The following is a 17,883-nucleotide window of genomic DNA, read 5'->3' as shown; positions in this document are numbered from 1 at the left end:
TGCAAAAATCTCGCTAACAGATAAAATCCTATGCATTTACTCGCCGCCACACCCGGATCAATCGACGATGGCTCAGAACCATTTGACCTAGGCCAGACACCGGCCGAGATCGTATTTATTTCGGCCGCCGATACAGAATTGGCCGCCCTGTCCGATGCACGCGGCAGTATAGATTTCGCGCCCAGCCTACGCTTGGCCAATCTCACACACCTAACCCACCCGATGTCGGTGGATTTGCATATCGATCAATGCGCCTCGAAATCAAAATTGGTCATCGCGCGGGTTCTGGGCGGATCAGGCTACTGGAAATACGGGCTGATGCAATATGCGGCGCGCCTCGGGGCGGCTGGGGTGAAATTCATTGCCCTGCCCGGCGACGACAAACCAGATCCAGAATTGCGCGAACTGTCCACAACGAACGATGCCGACTGGAATGCACTCTGGGCCTATATGGTCGAGGGCGGGCCGGAGAATGCGCAAAACTTCCTGCGCTACGCCGCGGCGATGCTGGCCGATACCCCACGCCCAGATCCCGCTAAACCTCTGTTAAAGGCGGGGCTGTACTGGCCCGCCCTAGATGCACCAACGCTGGGCGATATCCGCACGCATTGGCACCAAAATGCGCCCATTATCCCCATCACATTTTACCGGGCCTTGGTTCAGGGTGCTGGCCTGCACCCCATCAACCGCTTGATCAAATCTCTGTTGCGCCGCGGCCTAAACCCGATGCCGATCTTTGTGGCATCACTCAAGGATCCCCTATCCGCCGCCACATTGGATAAGCTGTTCGCTGCCGCTCCCCCCGATGTGATCCTAAATTGCACCAGCTTTGCCGTGGGCACCCCAGATCAATCGGATAGCGCACAAAACCCGCTATCCGCACCCAGCGCCAATAACGCCCCCATATTTCAGGTGGTTCTATCGGCCAGCTCTGAAGAGGCATGGGCCGAGGGTCTGACCGGCCTGTCGGCGCGCGATATCGCCATGAACGTGGCCCTGCCCGAGGTTGATGGCCGCATCCTATCCCGCGCCATCTCGTTTAAATCCGAGGCGTTTTTCGACGAGGCCACAGAGTGCCCCATCGCCAGCTATCGCGCTGTTGGGGACCGTGTGGAATTCACCGCCGACCTCGCCGCAAATTGGGCCCGCCTGCGCCGCACACAACCCACAGCCAAGAAAACTGCGCTGATCCTTGCAAACTACCCAAACAAAGACGGGCGGCTGGCCAATGGTGTTGGCCTTGATACCCCACAGGCCACGGTGGATATGATCCATGCGCTGGCCGATCAGGGGTACACAGTCGAAAATCCCCCCGCCGATAGTGCGGCATTGATGGAAATCATCACCAGCGGCCCCACCAATTGGCTCACCGATCGCCACCAACGCACTGGCGGCGTGACCCTATCACTACAGGCCTATACCAAGGCCTATGCCAACCTGCCACTGGATGCACGCGCGGCAATCGAATCCCGCTGGGGCGCCCCCGAGGATGATCCATTTTGCGGGGATACCGGCTTTGCCCTGTCGATCTTTGAATTCGGGAATGTTTGTGTCGGGGTGCAACCGGCGCGCGGCTATAATATAGACCCCAAGGATACCTATCATTCCCCTGATCTGGTACCCCCCCATAACTATCTGGCCTTCTATTTCTGGCTGCGCAATTCCCACGCGGCCCATGCGCTGGTGCATATGGGAAAACATGGCAATCAAGAATGGCTACCAGGCAAGGCTACCGCCCTGTCCCAAACATGCTGGCCAGAAATCACGCTGGGGGCCACACCCAATATCTATCCCTTTATCGTCAATGACCCGGGCGAAGGCACACAGGCCAAGCGCCGCTCAGCCGCGGTGATCATCGATCACCTGACCCCGCCCCTGACCCGCGCAGAAACCTATGGTCCCCTGCGCGATCTAGAGGCCTTGGTGGATGAATACTACGAAGCCGCAGGCGTAGATGCGCGCCGCATCACCCACCTGCGCCGTGAAATTCTGGCCCTAACCGCCACCACCGGCATCGACCAAGATGTGGGTATGACCGGCACAGACCAAGACAGCGATCTGGCCAAGCTGGATGAATACCTGTGTGATCTAAAAGAGGCCCAAATCCGCGATGGTTTGCATATTTTCGGCACCACCCCCAGCGGGACATTACAGCGCGATCTCTGTGCGGCCCTGTTGCGCATTCCGCGCGGCGATGGCGCGGGCGCAAACGCCAGCCTGCAGCGCGCACTGGCCGATGATCTAAAACTTGGCTTTGATCCGCTGGATTGCGAAATGTCGGCGCCATGGCAAGGGCCGCGCCCAGATGCGCTAACCGATGTCAGCAGTGATACATGGCGCAGCCATGGCGATACCGTCGAGCGTATCGAGCTGTTGTGCCTGCGCCTGCTAGATGGCGCATCCTACGCAGATTGGCCACAGGTTAGCGCCGTGCTACAGGGCTGCCGCGATACGGTTCTTCCGCGTGTTATTGCCTGTGGCCCACAGGAACGCGCAGGTTTGATCGATGCATTGGCGGGGCGTTTTGTCCCCCCCGCTCCCTCTGGCGCGCCCACCCGTGGGCGGCTGGATGTTCTGCCCACAGGGCGCAACTTCTTCTCGGTTGATAGCCGCGCTGTTCCCACCCCCACCGCATGGAAACTAGGCTGGAAATCCGCCAACCTGCTCATCGAAAAACACCTACAGGATCATGGCGATTGGCCCCGCGCGATGCTGTTAACCGCATGGGGCACCGCCAATATGCGCACGGGCGGCGACGATATCGCACAGGCGCTGGCCCTGATGGGGGCGAAACCACAATGGGATAGCGCCAATCGCCGCGTCACGGGGTTTGAGATACTGCCGCTGTCTGTTCTGGGCCGCCCGCGCGTTGATGTGACCCTGCGGGTTTCTGGGTTTTTCCGCGATGCCTTCCCCCAACAAATGGCGCTGGTCGATAGTGCCGCGCGCGCCATCATGGCGCTGGATGAACCCGATGACATGAATACCGCCGCCGCCAATTACCGCAGCGATGACCCAAGCACCGCGCACCGTGTTTTCGGATCAAAACCCGGCGCATATGGTGCCGGGCTACAGGCCATGATCGACGAACAGCTCTGGGCGGATAAATCCGATCTGGCCGATGCCTATCTGGAATGGGGCGGCTATGCCTATGGCCAAGACGGCGCGGGCCTGCGCGCACGTGGCGCGCTTGAAACCCGCCTAAAAACCGTAGATGCAGTGGTGCAAAACCAAGACAACCGCGAACATGATATCCTAGACAGCGATGACTACTATCAATTCGAGGGAGGGGCAGCGGCGGCCGTTACCACCCTACAGGGCCAAGAACGCCCAATTTATCACAACGACCATTCCCGCCCGGAACGCCCCGTTATCCGCACATTGGATGATGAAATTGGCCGCGTGATGCGTGCCCGTGTGGTGAACCCGAAATGGATCGAAGGCGTGAAACGCCACGGCTATAAAGGCGCTTTTGAAATGGCGGCAACGCTGGATTATCTCTTTGCCTTTGCCGCCACCACGGGGGTCGTGAAGAACCACCACTTTGATATGATCGAGGCGGCCTTCATTGCCGATGATGACACCCGCGCCTTCATCGCCCAGAATAACCCCGATGCCCTGCGCGAAATGGCCGAGCGCCTAGCCGAGGCGATCAGGCGTGGCCTATGGATACCAAAATCAAATTCAGTGCATGCGCGCATCGAAGAACTGCGCTAACCTATTACCAACGCCCATACAGGAGGATAGAATGTCAGAAGACACCGAACGCCACGCGATGAAAATGGCCAAGAAAAAGGCCGCGCGCGATAAAATCATGGCCCAGAAAACCGACAAGCGTGGGCTGATCATTGTGCATACAGGTAAGGGCAAGGGTAAATCCACCGCCGCCTTTGGCATGATTTTCCGCCATATTGCCCACGGTATGAAATCGGGCGTTGTGCAATTTATCAAGGGCGGCATGTCAACGGGCGAGCGCGATATGATCCTTGATCGCTTTGGCGATATCTGTTCGTTTCACACAATGGGCGAAGGCTTCACATGGGAAACACAGGATAAAACCCGCGACACCGAAATGGCACAGGCCGCATGGGCCAAGGCCAAAGAGCTGATCCGTGATCCCAGCAATTCCATGGTCTTGCTGGATGAAATCAATATCGCCATCCGCTATGATTATGTGGATATCAACGAGGTGGTGCAATTCTTGGTCGATGAAAAACCGGAAATGACCCATGTTGTTCTAACAGGGCGAAATGCCAAAGAAGAGCTGATTGAAATCGCCGATTTAGTCACCGAGATGGAGCTGGTAAAACACCCGTTCAGATCCGGCGTAAAGGCGCAAATAGGGGTGGAATACTAACCCCTGCGTCGGCCCCTATAATGGCGCAGCAGCGAATAAATCGCGATCAAGACCCATAATACCTCGATCACAATCGCCCCAGCATTGGGGCGGTAATACAGCGATATCAAGATCAAACCCGCCCCCAGCAAATTGGCCAATTGAAACGGCGGCTGATCCCCAACCAAACGCCCGGCGGACACGCCAAAATAGGCACTCGCAATCACTATCGATCCCGCAATACCCACCCAATCTGCCCAGATTAAGTCTGCAATCACATCCATGGTGCCCCCTCTTTCTAATCCCGTTTAGCCAAGGGTTGCATTTGGTACAAGCCCAGTGCACAAATTCCCTATGACGACAGAAATAGCCGACTCATCACCCGATGCAATGACCCGCGAAATCCGCGCCCTGCGCTCAGAGGTCATCGCCCTAAACAGCCACAAATTCGTGCGCGCCCATGACAGCTGGCTGGGGCTGATACTCTTTCAGTTGGTGCGCGGGCTGGCCTTTGGCCTGGGGTCTGTGATCGGGGCCACATTGCTGATCGCGCTGCTGGTGTCATTCCTCCAACAAATTGATTTCATCCCCGTGATCGGCAACTGGGCAACCGAAGTGCTGGAAATCATCCAAGCCCCCAGATGATCACACGCCTTAAAAAAATCGCATCAGGTGGGGTTGCGGCTATACTGATGGCGGTGGTTACGCTGATTGTCTCGCTGGTGGCCCTTCTGGTCTTCCCGTTGAACCTGTTGTTCAAACGCAAATCAAAGCGCCGCCCCCAAGACGACAAATAGATCATTCAAGATGATGCGCTATGGTGAAGCTGCGCGGCACCCCCCCATCGCCCCCCGCCACAATATCCGCCAAGCTATAGCCAATTTTATGCGCCAAGCCAAAACCGATCTTAAAGCCCCCCATGGCCGCATAAACGCCCGCAACATCAGAGATTTCCCCCAACAATGGATCACGGCGGCGCGCCTTGGGGCGTAGGCCAGACCACGTCTGGATCACATCCGCGGTGCGAATGGCGGGGCAAATGGCGCGGGCCTTGGCCACCACCTCGTCCAGCAGATGATCCACTCCACTGGGTTGACCCCATTTATTTTCCGATGTGGACCCAACGGCGGTGGTGCCATTGGCATGGGGGATTATATAAACCCCATCCGCATAAATCTGTGGCGCATCCCCTAAATCAATGTCCAAAATCGCCGCTTGGCCCTTGACCCCTGTGCCCATCTGCGTGCCGAAATGATAATCCAGCAGATGAAATCCCTCATAGCCCCCCGCTAAGATCACGGCATCACCGCGCATCTCACCCCAGCGCCCAAAGACCATTCGATCCCCAAATCCAGTCACGCGGCGTTCCTCGATAATCTCGACCCCCAGCCGCCTACAGGCCCGCACCAATGACGCCAGCGCCATACGCGGATATAACCGCGCCGATAGGGTATCATAGATCACCCCCATAGGGGCCGCGCTAGCGGGGATCAAGGCATCCTCTGCGCGTACCTCCCAGCGGTAATCCCGCCAGTTCACCTTGGCTTCTTGGTGGCGATCATGAGCCAATTTATAGGTGCGCTCGTCCATAATCGGCGCCAGACGCCCGATGCGCCCATAGCCAGATGTCTGCCCCGATAATTTGTCCACCTCGCCCCAATGCGCCTCGGCGCTGACCAAGGCCTCGAACTGATACTGCTTTTTGGCATGCCACTGATCCGGTGTATAAGGTGCCAAGGCCCCCACAATCCCCGCCGATGCCCCCGCACCGACCTTATCGGCCTCTAGCACTGTTACGGACATTCCCGCACGCGCACAGGCATAGGCACAAGACAGGCCAAATATGCCTGCCCCCGCAATAATCACATCCATTGAATTCTGACTTGTCATTCGCGCGCCGCTTTCTATTCTTGGGGTTTATCTAGGGCAAAACACCATGACCGACCAGATCGAAAACGCCGCACTAACATGGCGCGATGGCGACACGCCGATCGCCACGGCATTTGATGACCCCTATTTTTCCCTACACGATGGGTTGGGCGAAACCCGCCATGTATTCATCGGCGGCAATGACCTGCCCGCGCGCTTTGCGCCCGATTTTCATATCGCAGAGCTGGGCTTTGGCACGGGGCTAAACCTGCTGGCCACATGGCAGGCGTGGATCGAGGCCGGGCATACATCTCCGCTGAATTACACCAGCTTCGAGGCCTTTCCCATGGAAATCCCCCACATGCGCCGCGCCCTGAACCATTGGCCAGAACTCTCCCCCTTAGCAGAACAAATGTTGGTGCAATTGGAAAAGGGATTTCAGATCAACACGCCAACACTGCGTGCAACCATTATCATCGGGGATGCCCGCCAAACCCTGCCACGCTGGGATGGCTTGGCCGATGCATGGTATCTAGATGGCTTCAGCCCTGCCAAAAATCCAGAACTGTGGGATGCAGATCTGTTGTGCGCCTTGGGCCAACATACCGCACCACACGGCACCTTTGCCACCTATAGCGCCGCGGGCTATGTGCGCCAGCGCCTGACAGATGCAGGATTTAACGTCACGCGCATAGCTGGATTTGGCCGCAAACGGCATATGGCGGTCGGTAAACGCACCTAAAAATCACTATCTATACAGCGCTCTCTGGGCTAGGCTTTGGTCAAATAAGGCACCCCACATGACAGAAAACAACACAAAACTCGGTATTATGCTGATGATTGCGACCACCTTGGTTTTTGCGCTTCAGGATGGCATATCGCGCCACCTCGCGGGGGAATATAACGTATTTATGGTGATCATGGTGCGCTATTGGTTTTTTGCCGCCTTCGTCATTGCCCTGACCCGCCACCAAGGCCACAGCGTGCGCACCCGCCAGATCTGGCTACAGGTCCTCCGCGGGGTTTTATTGGTCGGCGAGGTCTATGTTATGGTGCTGGGCTTTGTCTATCTGGGGCTGGTCGAGAGCTACGCCCTGTTTATTGCCTATCCGCTGATCATCACGGCCCTATCTGGGCCAATACTGGGCGAACAGGTGGGCTGGCGGCGCTGGCTGGCAATATTTGTGGGCTTCTTGGGCATGCTGATCATCCTACAGCCCGGCAGGGCGGTGTTCAGCATCCATGCGATATTCCCGCTATCCGCGGGGCTGATGTTTGCACTTTATGGCCTGCTAACACGCTACGCCGCGCGGCGCGACACCCCCAGCACCAGCTTCTTCTGGACAGGCATCATAGGCGCAATCGTTGCCACCGCTATCGGGGTATTCCACTGGCAGAATATGTCGCCCCAAGATTGGGCGTGGATGGCGCTTCTGTGCATTTTAGCATCCCTTGGGCATTTCCTGCTGATCAAATGCTATGCCGTGGCGCAGGCCAGCGCGGTGCAGCCCTTTGCCTATATGCAACTGGTGTTTGGCTGTATCCTAGGGGTCAGCATCTTTGGCGATACGCTGACGCATACCACCGCCATTGGGGTCGCTTTTGTGGTGGGTGCAGGGCTGTTCACCCTCTGGCGCGAACGGGCCGCAAAATCCTAGCCGCGGGTTAAATCCGCGCGCAATTGCACAACCCCTACCGCGCCATGAATACGCGCACGGTACACATGCAGGCTCTCCATCACACGCATCACGTAATTGCGGGTTTCGCGAAAGGGGATGTGCTCGACCCAGTCCACCGGATCCCCCAATGAATCGCGCGGGTCGCCATATTCGGCGATCCAGTCATCCGCACGGTGCGGCCCTGCATTATACCCCGCAAAGGCCAGCGGATAGTTGCCATCATAGCGCTCCAACAGCCCCGCCAAATAGGCTGTGCCAAGGGTGGCATTGTATTTCCAATCAGACGTCAGGCGGTTCTTGGAATACTCGGCGCCAATTTCCTTGGCCACATTGCGGGCGGTGGCAGGCATAATCTGCATCAATCCGCGCGCGCCCGCATGGCTGATCGCATCAGGGTTCAGCTCGCTTTCGCGCCGCGCAATAGACATGGCAACCTCGGGCGCTACATCACGCGAGAAATCCGCCAAATCCGTAACAGGGTAATAGGCCGTGGGCAGGGTGATCCCACGCTTGGCCCCCTCTTTGGCAATGCCCAATGCGGCAAAAGGCTCGTTCAGCTCTAGCGCGAAATCCGCCAACATCGCCATATCATCGCGCCCCATGGTCTCGGCCATATGCGCCAAGAACCAGCGCACCATTACCGGACGGTCCCCGTGATGTAGCAAATGGGCCGCGCGCAATACCTCGGATTTAGCAAAGCTGGATTTCTGCCAACGGCCCTTGGGCACATCGCCCATCAGGCTGGCATCCGGGGGCAATTGCAGACGCTCTGCACTTAGCTGACCATAAAAGCTTGTGGAATGCTGTGCACCATCACGATAAGCCGCCTGCGCAAGGCCGTCTTGGCCCAGCGCCTCATAGACCTGCCCCAGCCAATACCCAGCGCGCCCGCGGCTAACGGGAGTTTTGACCACCCCCTCAAAACGCTCAAAATGTTTGCGCGCCAGCTTTGGCTTGTTTAAAAACTTTAGGGCGATGTAGCCCGATAACCACTCCAGATCGGCATAATCCGCCCCCGCGCTCAGACCATGCTTGCTGGCCAACCCATAGGCGGCGGTATAGTCCTTGGCCCGCATAGCGCGGCGCGCAAACCCGCGTCGCCGGCTGCCCCAGCTTTCTGCACGCCCCAGCTTCTTGCTGGTCTGCTCGATGATTAACTCCTGCGCCTCATCCCAGCGATCCTTCTTCATGCGCCACTGAAACCGGTCGTAGGCCAAACCACCATCCCCCGCTAGGCTACGCGGAACCGCGCCAATCAGCGCATCAACATTTGGCTCTTGGCGTTGCAGACCGATGCGCGCACGGGCCAATTTACCCTGTGCATCAGACACCAGCGGGATCATGCGCGAGGCCTCGCCCTGCCAACCCTTCCACAACAGATTGTCCATCCGTTCCTGATAGTGACGCGACACAATCCGCTTATGGCGGTCCATAAATTCGCGCTCAACACGCTCGGTCAAGGATAGATTAACATAGCCCGCAATCACCGCGGCGCGCGCCGCCTTGTCCTGACCCAGCTGCCCATAAGCCCGCGCCAAGGCCAGCGCACCAGCCCCTGTTTGCGGTGCTTGGGCCGCGAAATACTCCACCACACTGCGCGCATTAGCACCTGATCCAATCGATGCCTCGCCACTGCGACGCAGACGCTTCAGCCCCGGCCAATCTGCATTGCGCGCTAAAAATTCCACATAATCCTCAAACGCGCCCTGACCTGCGCGCAGACGCGCCCAGACCACCATATCACGGGCCACCTTATCCTGTAGCCCGCGGCGGAGCTGATCCGCCTCTGCCCAGTTCTTTGCATCGATCGCCTGTAGCGCTACAGATAGGCGTTTGCCATCCTGTGCCAAATTTGCCATTACCGGCCCGCCCACGGCCAACACTGATAAGCACAGCGCCGCTCTTAGTATTTTTTTCATATCTGCCCTTTTTTCTTAGCCGAACCCTAAGGGATTGCACAAATTTTTCAAAGTCAGAACTTAGTGATATAAATTGATGGTATTCATTTGCGCCAATTCGCGCTAATAGGCCCAGAATCAATAGAATGATCAACAATCTTGGAGGACAGCATGTTCAAAGGCTCTATGCCCGCATTAATCACCCCTATGTCAAACGGCACAGTGGATGATGTGGCGTTGAAACACCTTGTGGACTGGCAAATCAGCCAAGGTTCGCATGGTCTTGTCCCCGTTGGTACCACCGGCGAAAGCGCCACCCTATCCCACGACGAGCACGAACACGTGATCCGCGTCGTGGTCGAACACACCAAAGGCCGCGTGCCGGTGATTGCAGGCGCTGGTTCTAATAACACCGCCGAGGCCGTTGGCCTGATGCAATTTGCCAAGGATGTGGGCGCGGATGCCGCATTGGTGGTGACACCCTATTATAACAAGCCTACCCAGCGTGGGCTTTATGCCCATTTCGCGGCGCTAAACGAAATTGGCCTGCCGATTTTCATCTACAATATTCCGGCACGTTCCGTGATTGACCTGACCCCAGACACCATGGGCGAATTGGCCAAGCTGGATAACATCATCGGCGTCAAAGACGCGGTGGGGTCAATGGATCGCATCACCCAGCAACGCCTGTCATGTGGCGCTGATTTCGTACAGATGTCGGCCGAGGATGCATCCGCCCTTGGCGCATTTGCCCACGGCGCGGTTGGCTGTATTTCGGTTACAGCCAATGTCGCCCCCAAGCTCTGTGCTGAATTCCAAAATGCATTGGCCGCAGGTGATTATAAAACGGCCCTAGAATACCAAGACCGCCTGATGCCCCTGCACGAGGCCATCTTTACAGAACCTGGTGCCGCGGGCGCAAAATACGGCGCATCCCTTTTGGGGCACTGCTCGGATGAAATGCGCCTGCCGATGACGACATTAGAGGATAGCACCAAAGAGAAGGTCGCATCAGCCATGCGCCTTGCGGGTATCCTAAACTAATCCTGCGCGCCCCTCGGGGCGCGTTATGCCCTTGGCAGGGCCGCCACATTGGATTATATCCACCCGACCATGGCACAGCAAAAAACCTTTGATAATAATAAAATGATCACGGAAAACCGCCGTGCTCGATACGATTACGCAATCCAAGATACCTTGGAATGCGGGGTTATGCTGATGGGATCAGAGGTGAAATCCCTGCGCACCGCCGCCGCCCATATCACCGAGGCCTATGTCGATGTAGAAGACGGCGAACTATGGCTAATTAATTCCTACATTGCCCTCTACCCACAGGCCCGTGATTTCGGCCACGAAGAACGCCGCCGCCGTAAATTGCTGGTATCCAAACGCGAAATCGCCAAGCTATGGCAGGCCAAGGGCCGCCAAGCCATGACCATCGTGCCGCTAAAGATGTATTTCAACGACAAGGGTCGCGTGAAATTATTGATCGGCACGGCCAAGGGTAAGAAACAGGCCGACAAACGCGAAACCAGCAAAAACCGCGACTGGTCGCGCCAAAAGCAACGGTTGCTAAAAAACAGCTAGCCGTGCCTTGCACTCTCCCCTAGGGCGACTGTATGCTCGACAAATAAATTTGTGAGGTTCCAATGGAAACATTGATGCTGAATATGGTCGCAGGGCTAATCTGCGCAAATGGTGCCGGTGCTTTCCTAAAAAACCTGAACCTCGGGGTCCTAGGCAACAGCCTAACGGGCCTGCTGGGTGGCGGTCTGGGTGGTCAAGTGATTAACGCATTCAATGGTGGCGCGCTTTCAACACTGGCAGACACCCCCGCCATGGGTACAGCCGCCGCATCTGGCGGGATTGGCGGTGCTGCGGTGATGATGCTGGTCAGTGTGATCCGCAAAAAGTTTACAACGTAATTCGGTTCCTCCCGAAACGCGCCAGGCTAGCCTTGGCGCGTTTTTCTTTGCGCGACACCACAAAAACCGCTACGCAGGCCAGATGAAAATATCCCAATCCCCCCAGTGGCTAGCCGCAAACCTAGACCACGTAAAAATCTTGGATGCCTCGTGGTACCTGCCCAGCGATCAACGCGATTGCCGCGCAGAGTTCCACGCGCAGCATATCCCGAACGCACAGTTTTTCGATATAGATGCCATCGCGGATCACGATAGCGACTTGCCGCATATGCTGCCCACCTCGGACGCATTCGCCACTGCGGTGGGGGCCATGGGTATATCGAATACCGACACGGTTATTGTTTATGACACGGCGGGGCTGTTTTCCGCCGCGCGCGTCTGGTGGATGTTTCGCGCCATGGGCCATGAACAGGTCTATGTGCTAGAGGGCGGCATGCCACAATGGCTGGCACAGGGCCACCCAATTGCCACCACTCCCAGCACGCCAACCCCCGCGAAATATCACGCCACCCTAAATCCGAACAGGGTGGTAAATGCCCAACAGGTGCTGACCACCAAGACCCAGATCGCCGATGCCCGCCCCAATGCGCGCTTCTTGGGACAGGCACCAGAACCGCGCCCCAACACCAGATCGGGGCATATTCCAAATTCCAAAAACCTGTTCTTCAAATTGCTATTGGATGCGCAGGGGCGCCTATTGCCCGAGGCAGAGCTGAGAAAACAATTCCAAAATGCAGACCTAGACCCAGAACAACCCATAATTACCTCTTGCGGTTCGGGCGTGACTGCGGCAATTCTTGCCATGGCTCTTGCAAGACTGGGGAATACAGAAACATCCCTATATGATGGTTCTTGGTCTGAATGGGGCGCACGCGACGATTTACCAATTGCTACTGATTAGGAAACACCATGCTGTCCAATCTACAGAAACAACCCGCAGATCGCATCATCGGCCTGTCGGCCCTCTATCGCGCAGACCCACGCCCAGAGAAAATCGACCTAGGCGTCGGCGTCTACAAGGATGCACAGGGCAACACCCCGATCATGCGCGCCATTAAAAAGGCCGAAAAACAGCTGTGGAACGAAGAAACCACCAAGACCTACACCGCCCTGATCGGGGATGGTGGGTTTCACACCGTGATGCACGAGCTGATCTTGGGCGATACGGTTGATCGCGACCGGGTTTCCTATTGCGCCACACCCGGCGGCACTGGGGCCATCCACCATGTGCTGGAATTGGTAAAAATGACCGGCACCGGCGGCACCGTTTGGTTTTCTGACCCTACATGGGGCAACCACCTCACCATCGCCAAACATGTTGGCGTGCCGGTGGGAAAATACGGCTATTTTGATGCCGAAACCTGTGCGGTAGATTTTGACAAAATGATGGCTGATCTGAATGGCATCGCACAAAACGATGTGGTGGTTCTACACGGCTGTTGTCACAATCCAACAGGCGCAAACCTAACCAAAGATCAATGGGATCAGGTGGCAGACCTTATCGTGGCCAAAGGCGCTATCCCCTTTATCGATATCGCCTACCAAGGTTTTGGTGATGGCTTGATCGAGGATACCTACGGCCCGCGCCTAATGGCGGCGCGCGCCCCGCAAATGCTGATTGCAGCCAGTTGTTCAAAAAACTTTGGCATCTACCGCGAGCGCACGGGCCTGATCTTGGCGATCTCGCCGGATGCAGAAACCAATGCCATCACCCAAGGCAACCTGTCCTATGTGAACCGCCAGAACTTCAGCTTCCCGCCCGATCACGGCGCACGCCTTGTGACCATGGTGCTGTCTGACCCAGAATTGCGCGCCGATTGGATGGCCGAACTGGAAGAGGTGCGCCTGGGTATGTTGTCCGCGCGCAAAAAGCTGGCCGAGGCCCTGCGCAAGGCCTCAAATTCAGACCGTTTCGATTTCATTGCCGATCACCGCGGCATGTTTTCACGCCTTGGCCTGACCGAAGCACAGGTGGATCGCCTGCGCGAAGAGCACGCAATCTATATGGTTTTCGACAGCCGTCTGAATATCGCAGGCGTTACAGAAGATAAAATCGAAACCATCGCAAACGCTGTGGTGTCTGTTATTCGCACCTAATTTAAAGGGGCTTTGGGCCATAAAAACCCCAAGCCCCCCTACCGAACACGCCCTGTTCACACTTCATTTACAAAAAAACATTTGGAGATTTGGCAAACTCGTGCTTTGATTCAGATATCGGATACATCATCCGGTCAATGAAACAATCGAAAGGAGGTGCCTATGATTATTGGGAAAACAGAGCAGCTGGTGAAGGATACGAGCGAGGTGCACGTCTAGGGGGCAGCCCCCCAATTCGAACACCCGGCTCCAAAGCGTCAGCTTTGCTTGCCACCTCTAAATCTCGAGAGAAGCCTACATTCCTTGGTGTAGGCTTTTTCATTTAATGACCTTCCCCTAAAACATCCAAATAGATATAACCCCCGCATATTGAAATCTTAGCTTTCGTAATTACGTAAGCATTGTTGACATAATTAGGAGAGTTATATGTATGGAATGACAATCGCCGTAGTAGCGGCGCTGGCTATTTGGGGCGCGACCAGTTTCGTGCCAGAAAAATTAAAAGACTATATGAAAATCGGCTACATCGTGGCCGCTGGTTTTTTCCTGTTCAGCGCGTTTAACGGTATCTTCTTCTATGCCGAGCCAGGATATAAATATCACGTACGGACCATTACCGGTCAGGAAAAAATGGTGTCCGATACAGGGTATAATTCATACCTGTTTGGCCGCGTAAACGCATGGAAAAACGCCATGTCTGTACAGGCATCTCGCGAAGGCCTAGGCCGTGTTGTTGCCGAGTCAGAAGGCTCTTCAACCAGTGCAAACCTTGCGCCTCAATCACTGGTTTTCTTGGATCAGGTTGATGCGCTGGTGACGGCCACCACCAGATACGAATTGCCCGCAGACCAAGACGCATTCCTGCGCATGGTACGCCTGTACCGCACACCAGAAAACCTGTTGCGCACAGAATTGATCCCCGCATTCCAAGAAACCTTGGGCGCGACGGCGGCCTTGCTGTCAGCCGAGGATTATTTCCAAGGTGGAAAAACCGAGTTTAACAATGAATTCCAACGCCAAATGGAAAACGGCATCTATATCGTGCGCCGCGTAGAAGAACGCGTGCGCCTTGATGAAGGCCCCGCCAGCGGCTCCGCCAATGCAACACTAGGCACCGATCAAAAGGAATATGGAGATCAGTTCAAAACCGTGTTCATCGTCAAGAAAATTCTAGACGATACCGGCCAACCCCAACGTAAATCACAGTCCTTTACCAAGTTTGGCATCCAAGTATCCAGCGCCCGCGTTACGGCCGTGGATCCAAACGAAGAGTTCAAAAAGCGCATGCGCCTACGCCAACAGGCGGCGGCTGACCGTGCAATCGCGCGTGAACAACGCATCCAAGAAGAAGAGCAACGCCTGCTGGCGATCGCCAAGGGTGAACGCGAAGTTGCGGAACGCCAGGCCCAAGCCAAGGTGACCCAAATCGAGCGCACAACAGATGCCGAAACCGAAAAGCAGCTGACCCTGACCGCCGCAAACAAGCTAAAAGAGCAGGCCGAGATCGACCGCGAGCGTGCACAAATCTTGCTGGAAAAAGCCGAGATCGACGCCAAGGCCGTAAAGGTGGCCGCCGAGGCCGAGGCCTATGCCAAGTCTGCCGTCCTAGAGGCCGATAACGCGCTGGCACAGAAGCTGGAAACCGAACAGAAAATCCAAGAGTACTGGGCCAAAGCCTACGCAGAGCGCAAAGTTCCCCAATACGTTTTTGGATCGGGCGGTTCGGGGGCAAATGCCACGCCAACAGGCAACGACCAAGAGGCGCTGTTGCTGCAAGAACTGTTGACCTTGGAATATGCCAAACGATTGGACTATGATCGCAACATTCCAAAGCAATAAAACCCTCCAGAGCGCAGCTGCGCTCTGGCCCACCCAAAGGCCCCAGATGATCCGCATAAATGACAACATCTCTATCGAAGATTGGGAAGTCAGCGAAAATTTTCAGCGCTCGTCTGGGCCGGGTGGCCAACATGCAAACAAAGTATCAACTGCGGTCGAGCTACGCTTTGAGGCGGCGCGATCGCCAAACCTGCCCGAACCTGTGAAAAATCGCCTGCGCAAAATTGCTGGGCGAAAATGGACAAAGGAAGGCGCGCTGATCATCACCGCCGAGAAACATCGCTCTCAGCAGATGAACCGTGAACTGGCGCAAGAAAAGCTGATCGAGATGATCCGACAGGCGCTGATCCGCCCCAAATTTCGCGTAAAAACCAAACCAACCCGCGCATCACAGCGCCGCCGCATGGATACAAAAACCCGCCGCGGCGCGGTAAAATCCCTGCGCGGTCGGGTGCGCGACGATTAAAATTGCGCGCGCATGCGCGCCCCTTTCTATAGCTTTGATCATAGATCAAAGCGGTTTTGGATATTTGTAAGATTTGGAACTGAAAGAGGTCTTTATTTTATTGGGGAAAGGCCTTAGAAGGCCCCAAGTTTTGCCTCCCCCTTATCCCTAGGATTCTACCATGGCCCGCTTCACCACTATTGCCGATTTCACGCGCCGTTTGCGCATTGCGGATCGCAGTCCCGAAAATACGCCTATTACACCAATGCAGGCCAAGACGGATATCCTATCTGGCCTAACTGTTGCGCTGGCATTGGTGCCAGAGGCGGTTGCCTTTGCATTTGTGGCAGGGGTGGAACCACTGGTTGGATTGTATGCCGCATTTATTGTGGGGCTAATCACGGCGACCTTTGGCGGGCGTCCGGGGATGATCTCTGGGGCCACGGGGGCCTTGGCGGTGGTGATGGTGGCCTTGGTTGCACAGCACGGGGTGCAGTATTTGTTTGCCACTGTGGTTTTGATGGGGATTTTGCAAATTCTAGCGGGTATTTTCCGTCTGGGGAAATTTATGCGATTGGTACCCCATCCAGTGATGCTGGGTTTTGTGAACGGGTTGGCCATTGTGATTTTCCTAGCCCAGCTAGAGCAATTCCAGACCGTTGATGCGACAGGCAATCATGTTTGGCTGTCTGGGGCCAAGCTGTGGATTACATTGGCACTGGTTGGGCTGACGATGTTCTTGATCTGGGCCACGCCAAAAATCACCAAAGCGATCCCGGCACCGCTGGTTGCGATTGGTTTAGTCGCAACACTGGTGATCGTGTTTAACATTGATGTAGAGCGCGTCGGCGACTTGGCCAACATCAAAGGCGGCCTGCCACAATTTGCAATCCCTATGGTGCCCTTTGATCTGGAAACTCTGCGTATTATTCTGCCCTATGCCATTATCTTGGCCGCTATTGGCCTGATCGAGAGCCTTCTGACCCTGAATTTGGTTGGTGATATCACCGGCAAAAAAGGCGGGGCATCACAGGAGTGTATCGCGCAAGGTGGCGCCAATATCGTGACCGGTTTCTTCGGTGGTATGGGGGGCTGCGCCATGATCGGGCAATCCATGATCAATGTAAATTCTGGTGGGCGTACGCGTCTGGCGGGGATATCTGCGGCGCTGTTTTTGCTCGTGTTCATCCTGTTCGCCAGCGGCATTATCGAGCTGATCCCCTTGGCCGCGCTGGTTGGCGTGATGTTCATGGTGGTGATCGGTACATTTGCATGGCAGTCGATCAGGCTGATGCGGCGCATCCCGCGCTCTGATGGGCTGGTGATTGTGCTGGTAACTGTGGTGACCGTGCTAGAGGATCTGGCCATTGCCGTGGTTGTTGGGGTGATCGTGTCAGCACTGGTCTATGCGTGGAATGCGGCCTCGCAAATTCAGGCCAAGGCCCACCCCTCTAAATCAGAAAAAGGTGCCCGCGTTTATGATATTACCGGCCCCTTGTTCTTTGGTTCGGCCACACGTTTCCAAGAGCTGTTTGACCCAGAAAGCGACCCAGAAAGCGTTATTCTGGATTTCGACGGATCGCGCGTGGTGGATGAAAGCGCGCTACAGGCGATCGAGGCCGTGGCCGCGAAATACAATGCCGCAGGAAAAACCCTGAAGCTGCGCCACCTATCGCGTGATTGCCATGCGCTGTTGTCCAAGGCTGGACAGCTGATTGTAGATATGGATGATGATCCCAGCTATCAAATTGCTACCGATTACGGCGTAACACTGGGCCGTATCGGCGGCCACTAA

General features: G+C 56.0%; 17 protein-coding genes. 14 read left to right on the top strand and 3 right to left on the bottom strand.

The window, feature by feature from the left end; genetic code table 11:
* Positions 1-30 precede the first annotated feature (30 nt).
* Together cobN and cobO are read left to right on the top strand one after the other, a co-directional pair.
* Positions 31-3,717: a cobaltochelatase subunit CobN gene (cobN, locus tag QQL62_RS10190; RefSeq protein ID WP_284378564.1), complete on the top strand. Its 3,687-nt coding sequence runs from the start codon at positions 31-33 to the stop codon at positions 3,715-3,717.
* Positions 3,718-3,748: 31 nt separating this feature from the next.
* On the top strand, positions 3,749-4,357 hold the full coding sequence (gene cobO / locus QQL62_RS10185) for a cob(I)yrinic acid a,c-diamide adenosyltransferase (protein ID WP_284378560.1): 609 nt from the start codon (positions 3,749-3,751) through the stop codon (positions 4,355-4,357).
* On the opposite strand, the gene QQL62_RS10180 is transcribed toward cobO, so the two are convergent.
* A complete protein-coding gene (locus tag QQL62_RS10180) occupies positions 4,354-4,620 on the bottom strand; it encodes a CBU_0592 family membrane protein (protein ID WP_284378557.1) in 267 nt (88 codons plus the stop codon). The genes cobO and QQL62_RS10180 overlap by 4 nt on opposite strands.
* A gap of 70 nt (positions 4,621-4,690) precedes the next feature.
* Here QQL62_RS10180 and QQL62_RS10175 point away from each other — a divergent pair, with 70 nt between their 5' ends.
* Together QQL62_RS10175 and QQL62_RS10170 are read left to right on the top strand one after the other, a co-directional pair.
* Complete coding sequence (locus tag QQL62_RS10175; RefSeq protein WP_284378554.1) at positions 4,691-4,981, top strand: DUF5665 domain-containing protein; 291 nt, start codon at positions 4,691-4,693, stop codon at positions 4,979-4,981.
* Positions 4,978-5,133: a hypothetical protein gene (locus QQL62_RS10170; protein WP_284378552.1), complete on the top strand. Its 156-nt coding sequence runs from the start codon at positions 4,978-4,980 to the stop codon at positions 5,131-5,133. Before QQL62_RS10175 ends, QQL62_RS10170 begins: the two co-directional genes overlap by 4 nt.
* A gap of 1 nt (position 5,134) precedes the next feature.
* Here QQL62_RS10170 and QQL62_RS10165 read toward each other — a convergent pair whose 3' ends face one another.
* Positions 5,135-6,226 carry an NAD(P)/FAD-dependent oxidoreductase gene (locus QQL62_RS10165; RefSeq protein WP_284378550.1) on the bottom strand — a complete coding sequence of 364 codons (1,092 nt, stop codon included), beginning with the start codon at positions 6,224-6,226 and terminating at the stop codon, positions 5,135-5,137.
* A 46-nt stretch (positions 6,227-6,272) separates the two neighbouring features.
* Between QQL62_RS10165 and mnmC2 the strand changes: the two genes are divergently transcribed.
* Together mnmC2 and QQL62_RS10155 are read left to right on the top strand one after the other, a co-directional pair.
* Positions 6,273-6,947 (top strand): tRNA (5-methylaminomethyl-2-thiouridine)(34)-methyltransferase MnmC2, encoded by a 675-nt coding sequence (gene mnmC2 / locus QQL62_RS10160; protein ID WP_284378548.1) that lies wholly within the window; start codon positions 6,273-6,275, stop codon positions 6,945-6,947.
* Positions 6,948-7,005: 58 nt separating this feature from the next.
* Positions 7,006-7,863: a DMT family transporter gene (locus QQL62_RS10155; protein ID WP_284378546.1), complete on the top strand. Its 858-nt coding sequence runs from the start codon at positions 7,006-7,008 to the stop codon at positions 7,861-7,863.
* On the opposite strand, the gene QQL62_RS10150 is transcribed toward QQL62_RS10155, so the two are convergent.
* Entirely contained in the window at positions 7,860-9,803 is a 1,944-nt protein-coding gene (locus QQL62_RS10150; RefSeq protein ID WP_284378544.1) for a lytic transglycosylase domain-containing protein, read from the bottom strand. The two genes, QQL62_RS10155 and QQL62_RS10150, sit on opposite strands and share 4 nt — an antisense overlap.
* Before the next feature lie 150 nt (positions 9,804-9,953).
* Between QQL62_RS10150 and dapA the strand changes: the two genes are divergently transcribed.
* The 8 genes from dapA (at position 9,954) to QQL62_RS10110 (ending at position 17,883) form a co-directional block, all read left to right on the top strand.
* Positions 9,954-10,826 (top strand): 4-hydroxy-tetrahydrodipicolinate synthase, encoded by an 873-nt coding sequence (dapA, locus tag QQL62_RS10145; RefSeq protein ID WP_284378541.1) that lies wholly within the window; start codon positions 9,954-9,956, stop codon positions 10,824-10,826.
* Between the two features lie 69 nt (positions 10,827-10,895).
* A complete protein-coding gene (smpB, locus tag QQL62_RS10140) occupies positions 10,896-11,369 on the top strand; it encodes an SsrA-binding protein SmpB (protein ID WP_284378724.1) in 474 nt (157 codons plus the stop codon).
* A gap of 62 nt (positions 11,370-11,431) precedes the next feature.
* Positions 11,432-11,707, top strand: coding sequence for a hypothetical protein (locus QQL62_RS10135; RefSeq protein ID WP_284378538.1), 276 nt, complete (start codon positions 11,432-11,434; stop codon positions 11,705-11,707).
* 82 nt (positions 11,708-11,789) lie between these two features.
* Complete coding sequence (gene sseA / locus QQL62_RS10130; protein ID WP_284378535.1) at positions 11,790-12,608, top strand: 3-mercaptopyruvate sulfurtransferase; 819 nt, start codon at positions 11,790-11,792, stop codon at positions 12,606-12,608.
* A gap of 8 nt (positions 12,609-12,616) precedes the next feature.
* Positions 12,617-13,804, top strand: a complete 1,188-nt coding sequence (locus QQL62_RS10125) for an amino acid aminotransferase (protein ID WP_284378533.1) — start codon at positions 12,617-12,619, stop codon at positions 13,802-13,804.
* A gap of 426 nt (positions 13,805-14,230) precedes the next feature.
* Positions 14,231-15,643, top strand: coding sequence for an SPFH domain-containing protein (locus QQL62_RS10120; RefSeq protein WP_284378528.1), 1,413 nt, complete (start codon positions 14,231-14,233; stop codon positions 15,641-15,643).
* 46 nt (positions 15,644-15,689) lie between these two features.
* Positions 15,690-16,109 (top strand): alternative ribosome rescue aminoacyl-tRNA hydrolase ArfB, encoded by a 420-nt coding sequence (gene arfB, locus QQL62_RS10115; protein WP_284378526.1) that lies wholly within the window; start codon positions 15,690-15,692, stop codon positions 16,107-16,109.
* A gap of 160 nt (positions 16,110-16,269) precedes the next feature.
* A complete protein-coding gene (locus QQL62_RS10110) occupies positions 16,270-17,883 on the top strand; it encodes a SulP family inorganic anion transporter (RefSeq protein WP_284378522.1) in 1,614 nt (537 codons plus the stop codon).

Source organism: Amylibacter marinus (genome assembly GCF_030160015.1).
Lineage (GTDB): Bacteria > Pseudomonadota > Alphaproteobacteria > Rhodobacterales > Rhodobacteraceae > Amylibacter > Amylibacter marinus.
Note: the sequence above shows the minus strand (reverse complement) of the source record. Positions and strands in the feature narration are given on the sequence as shown.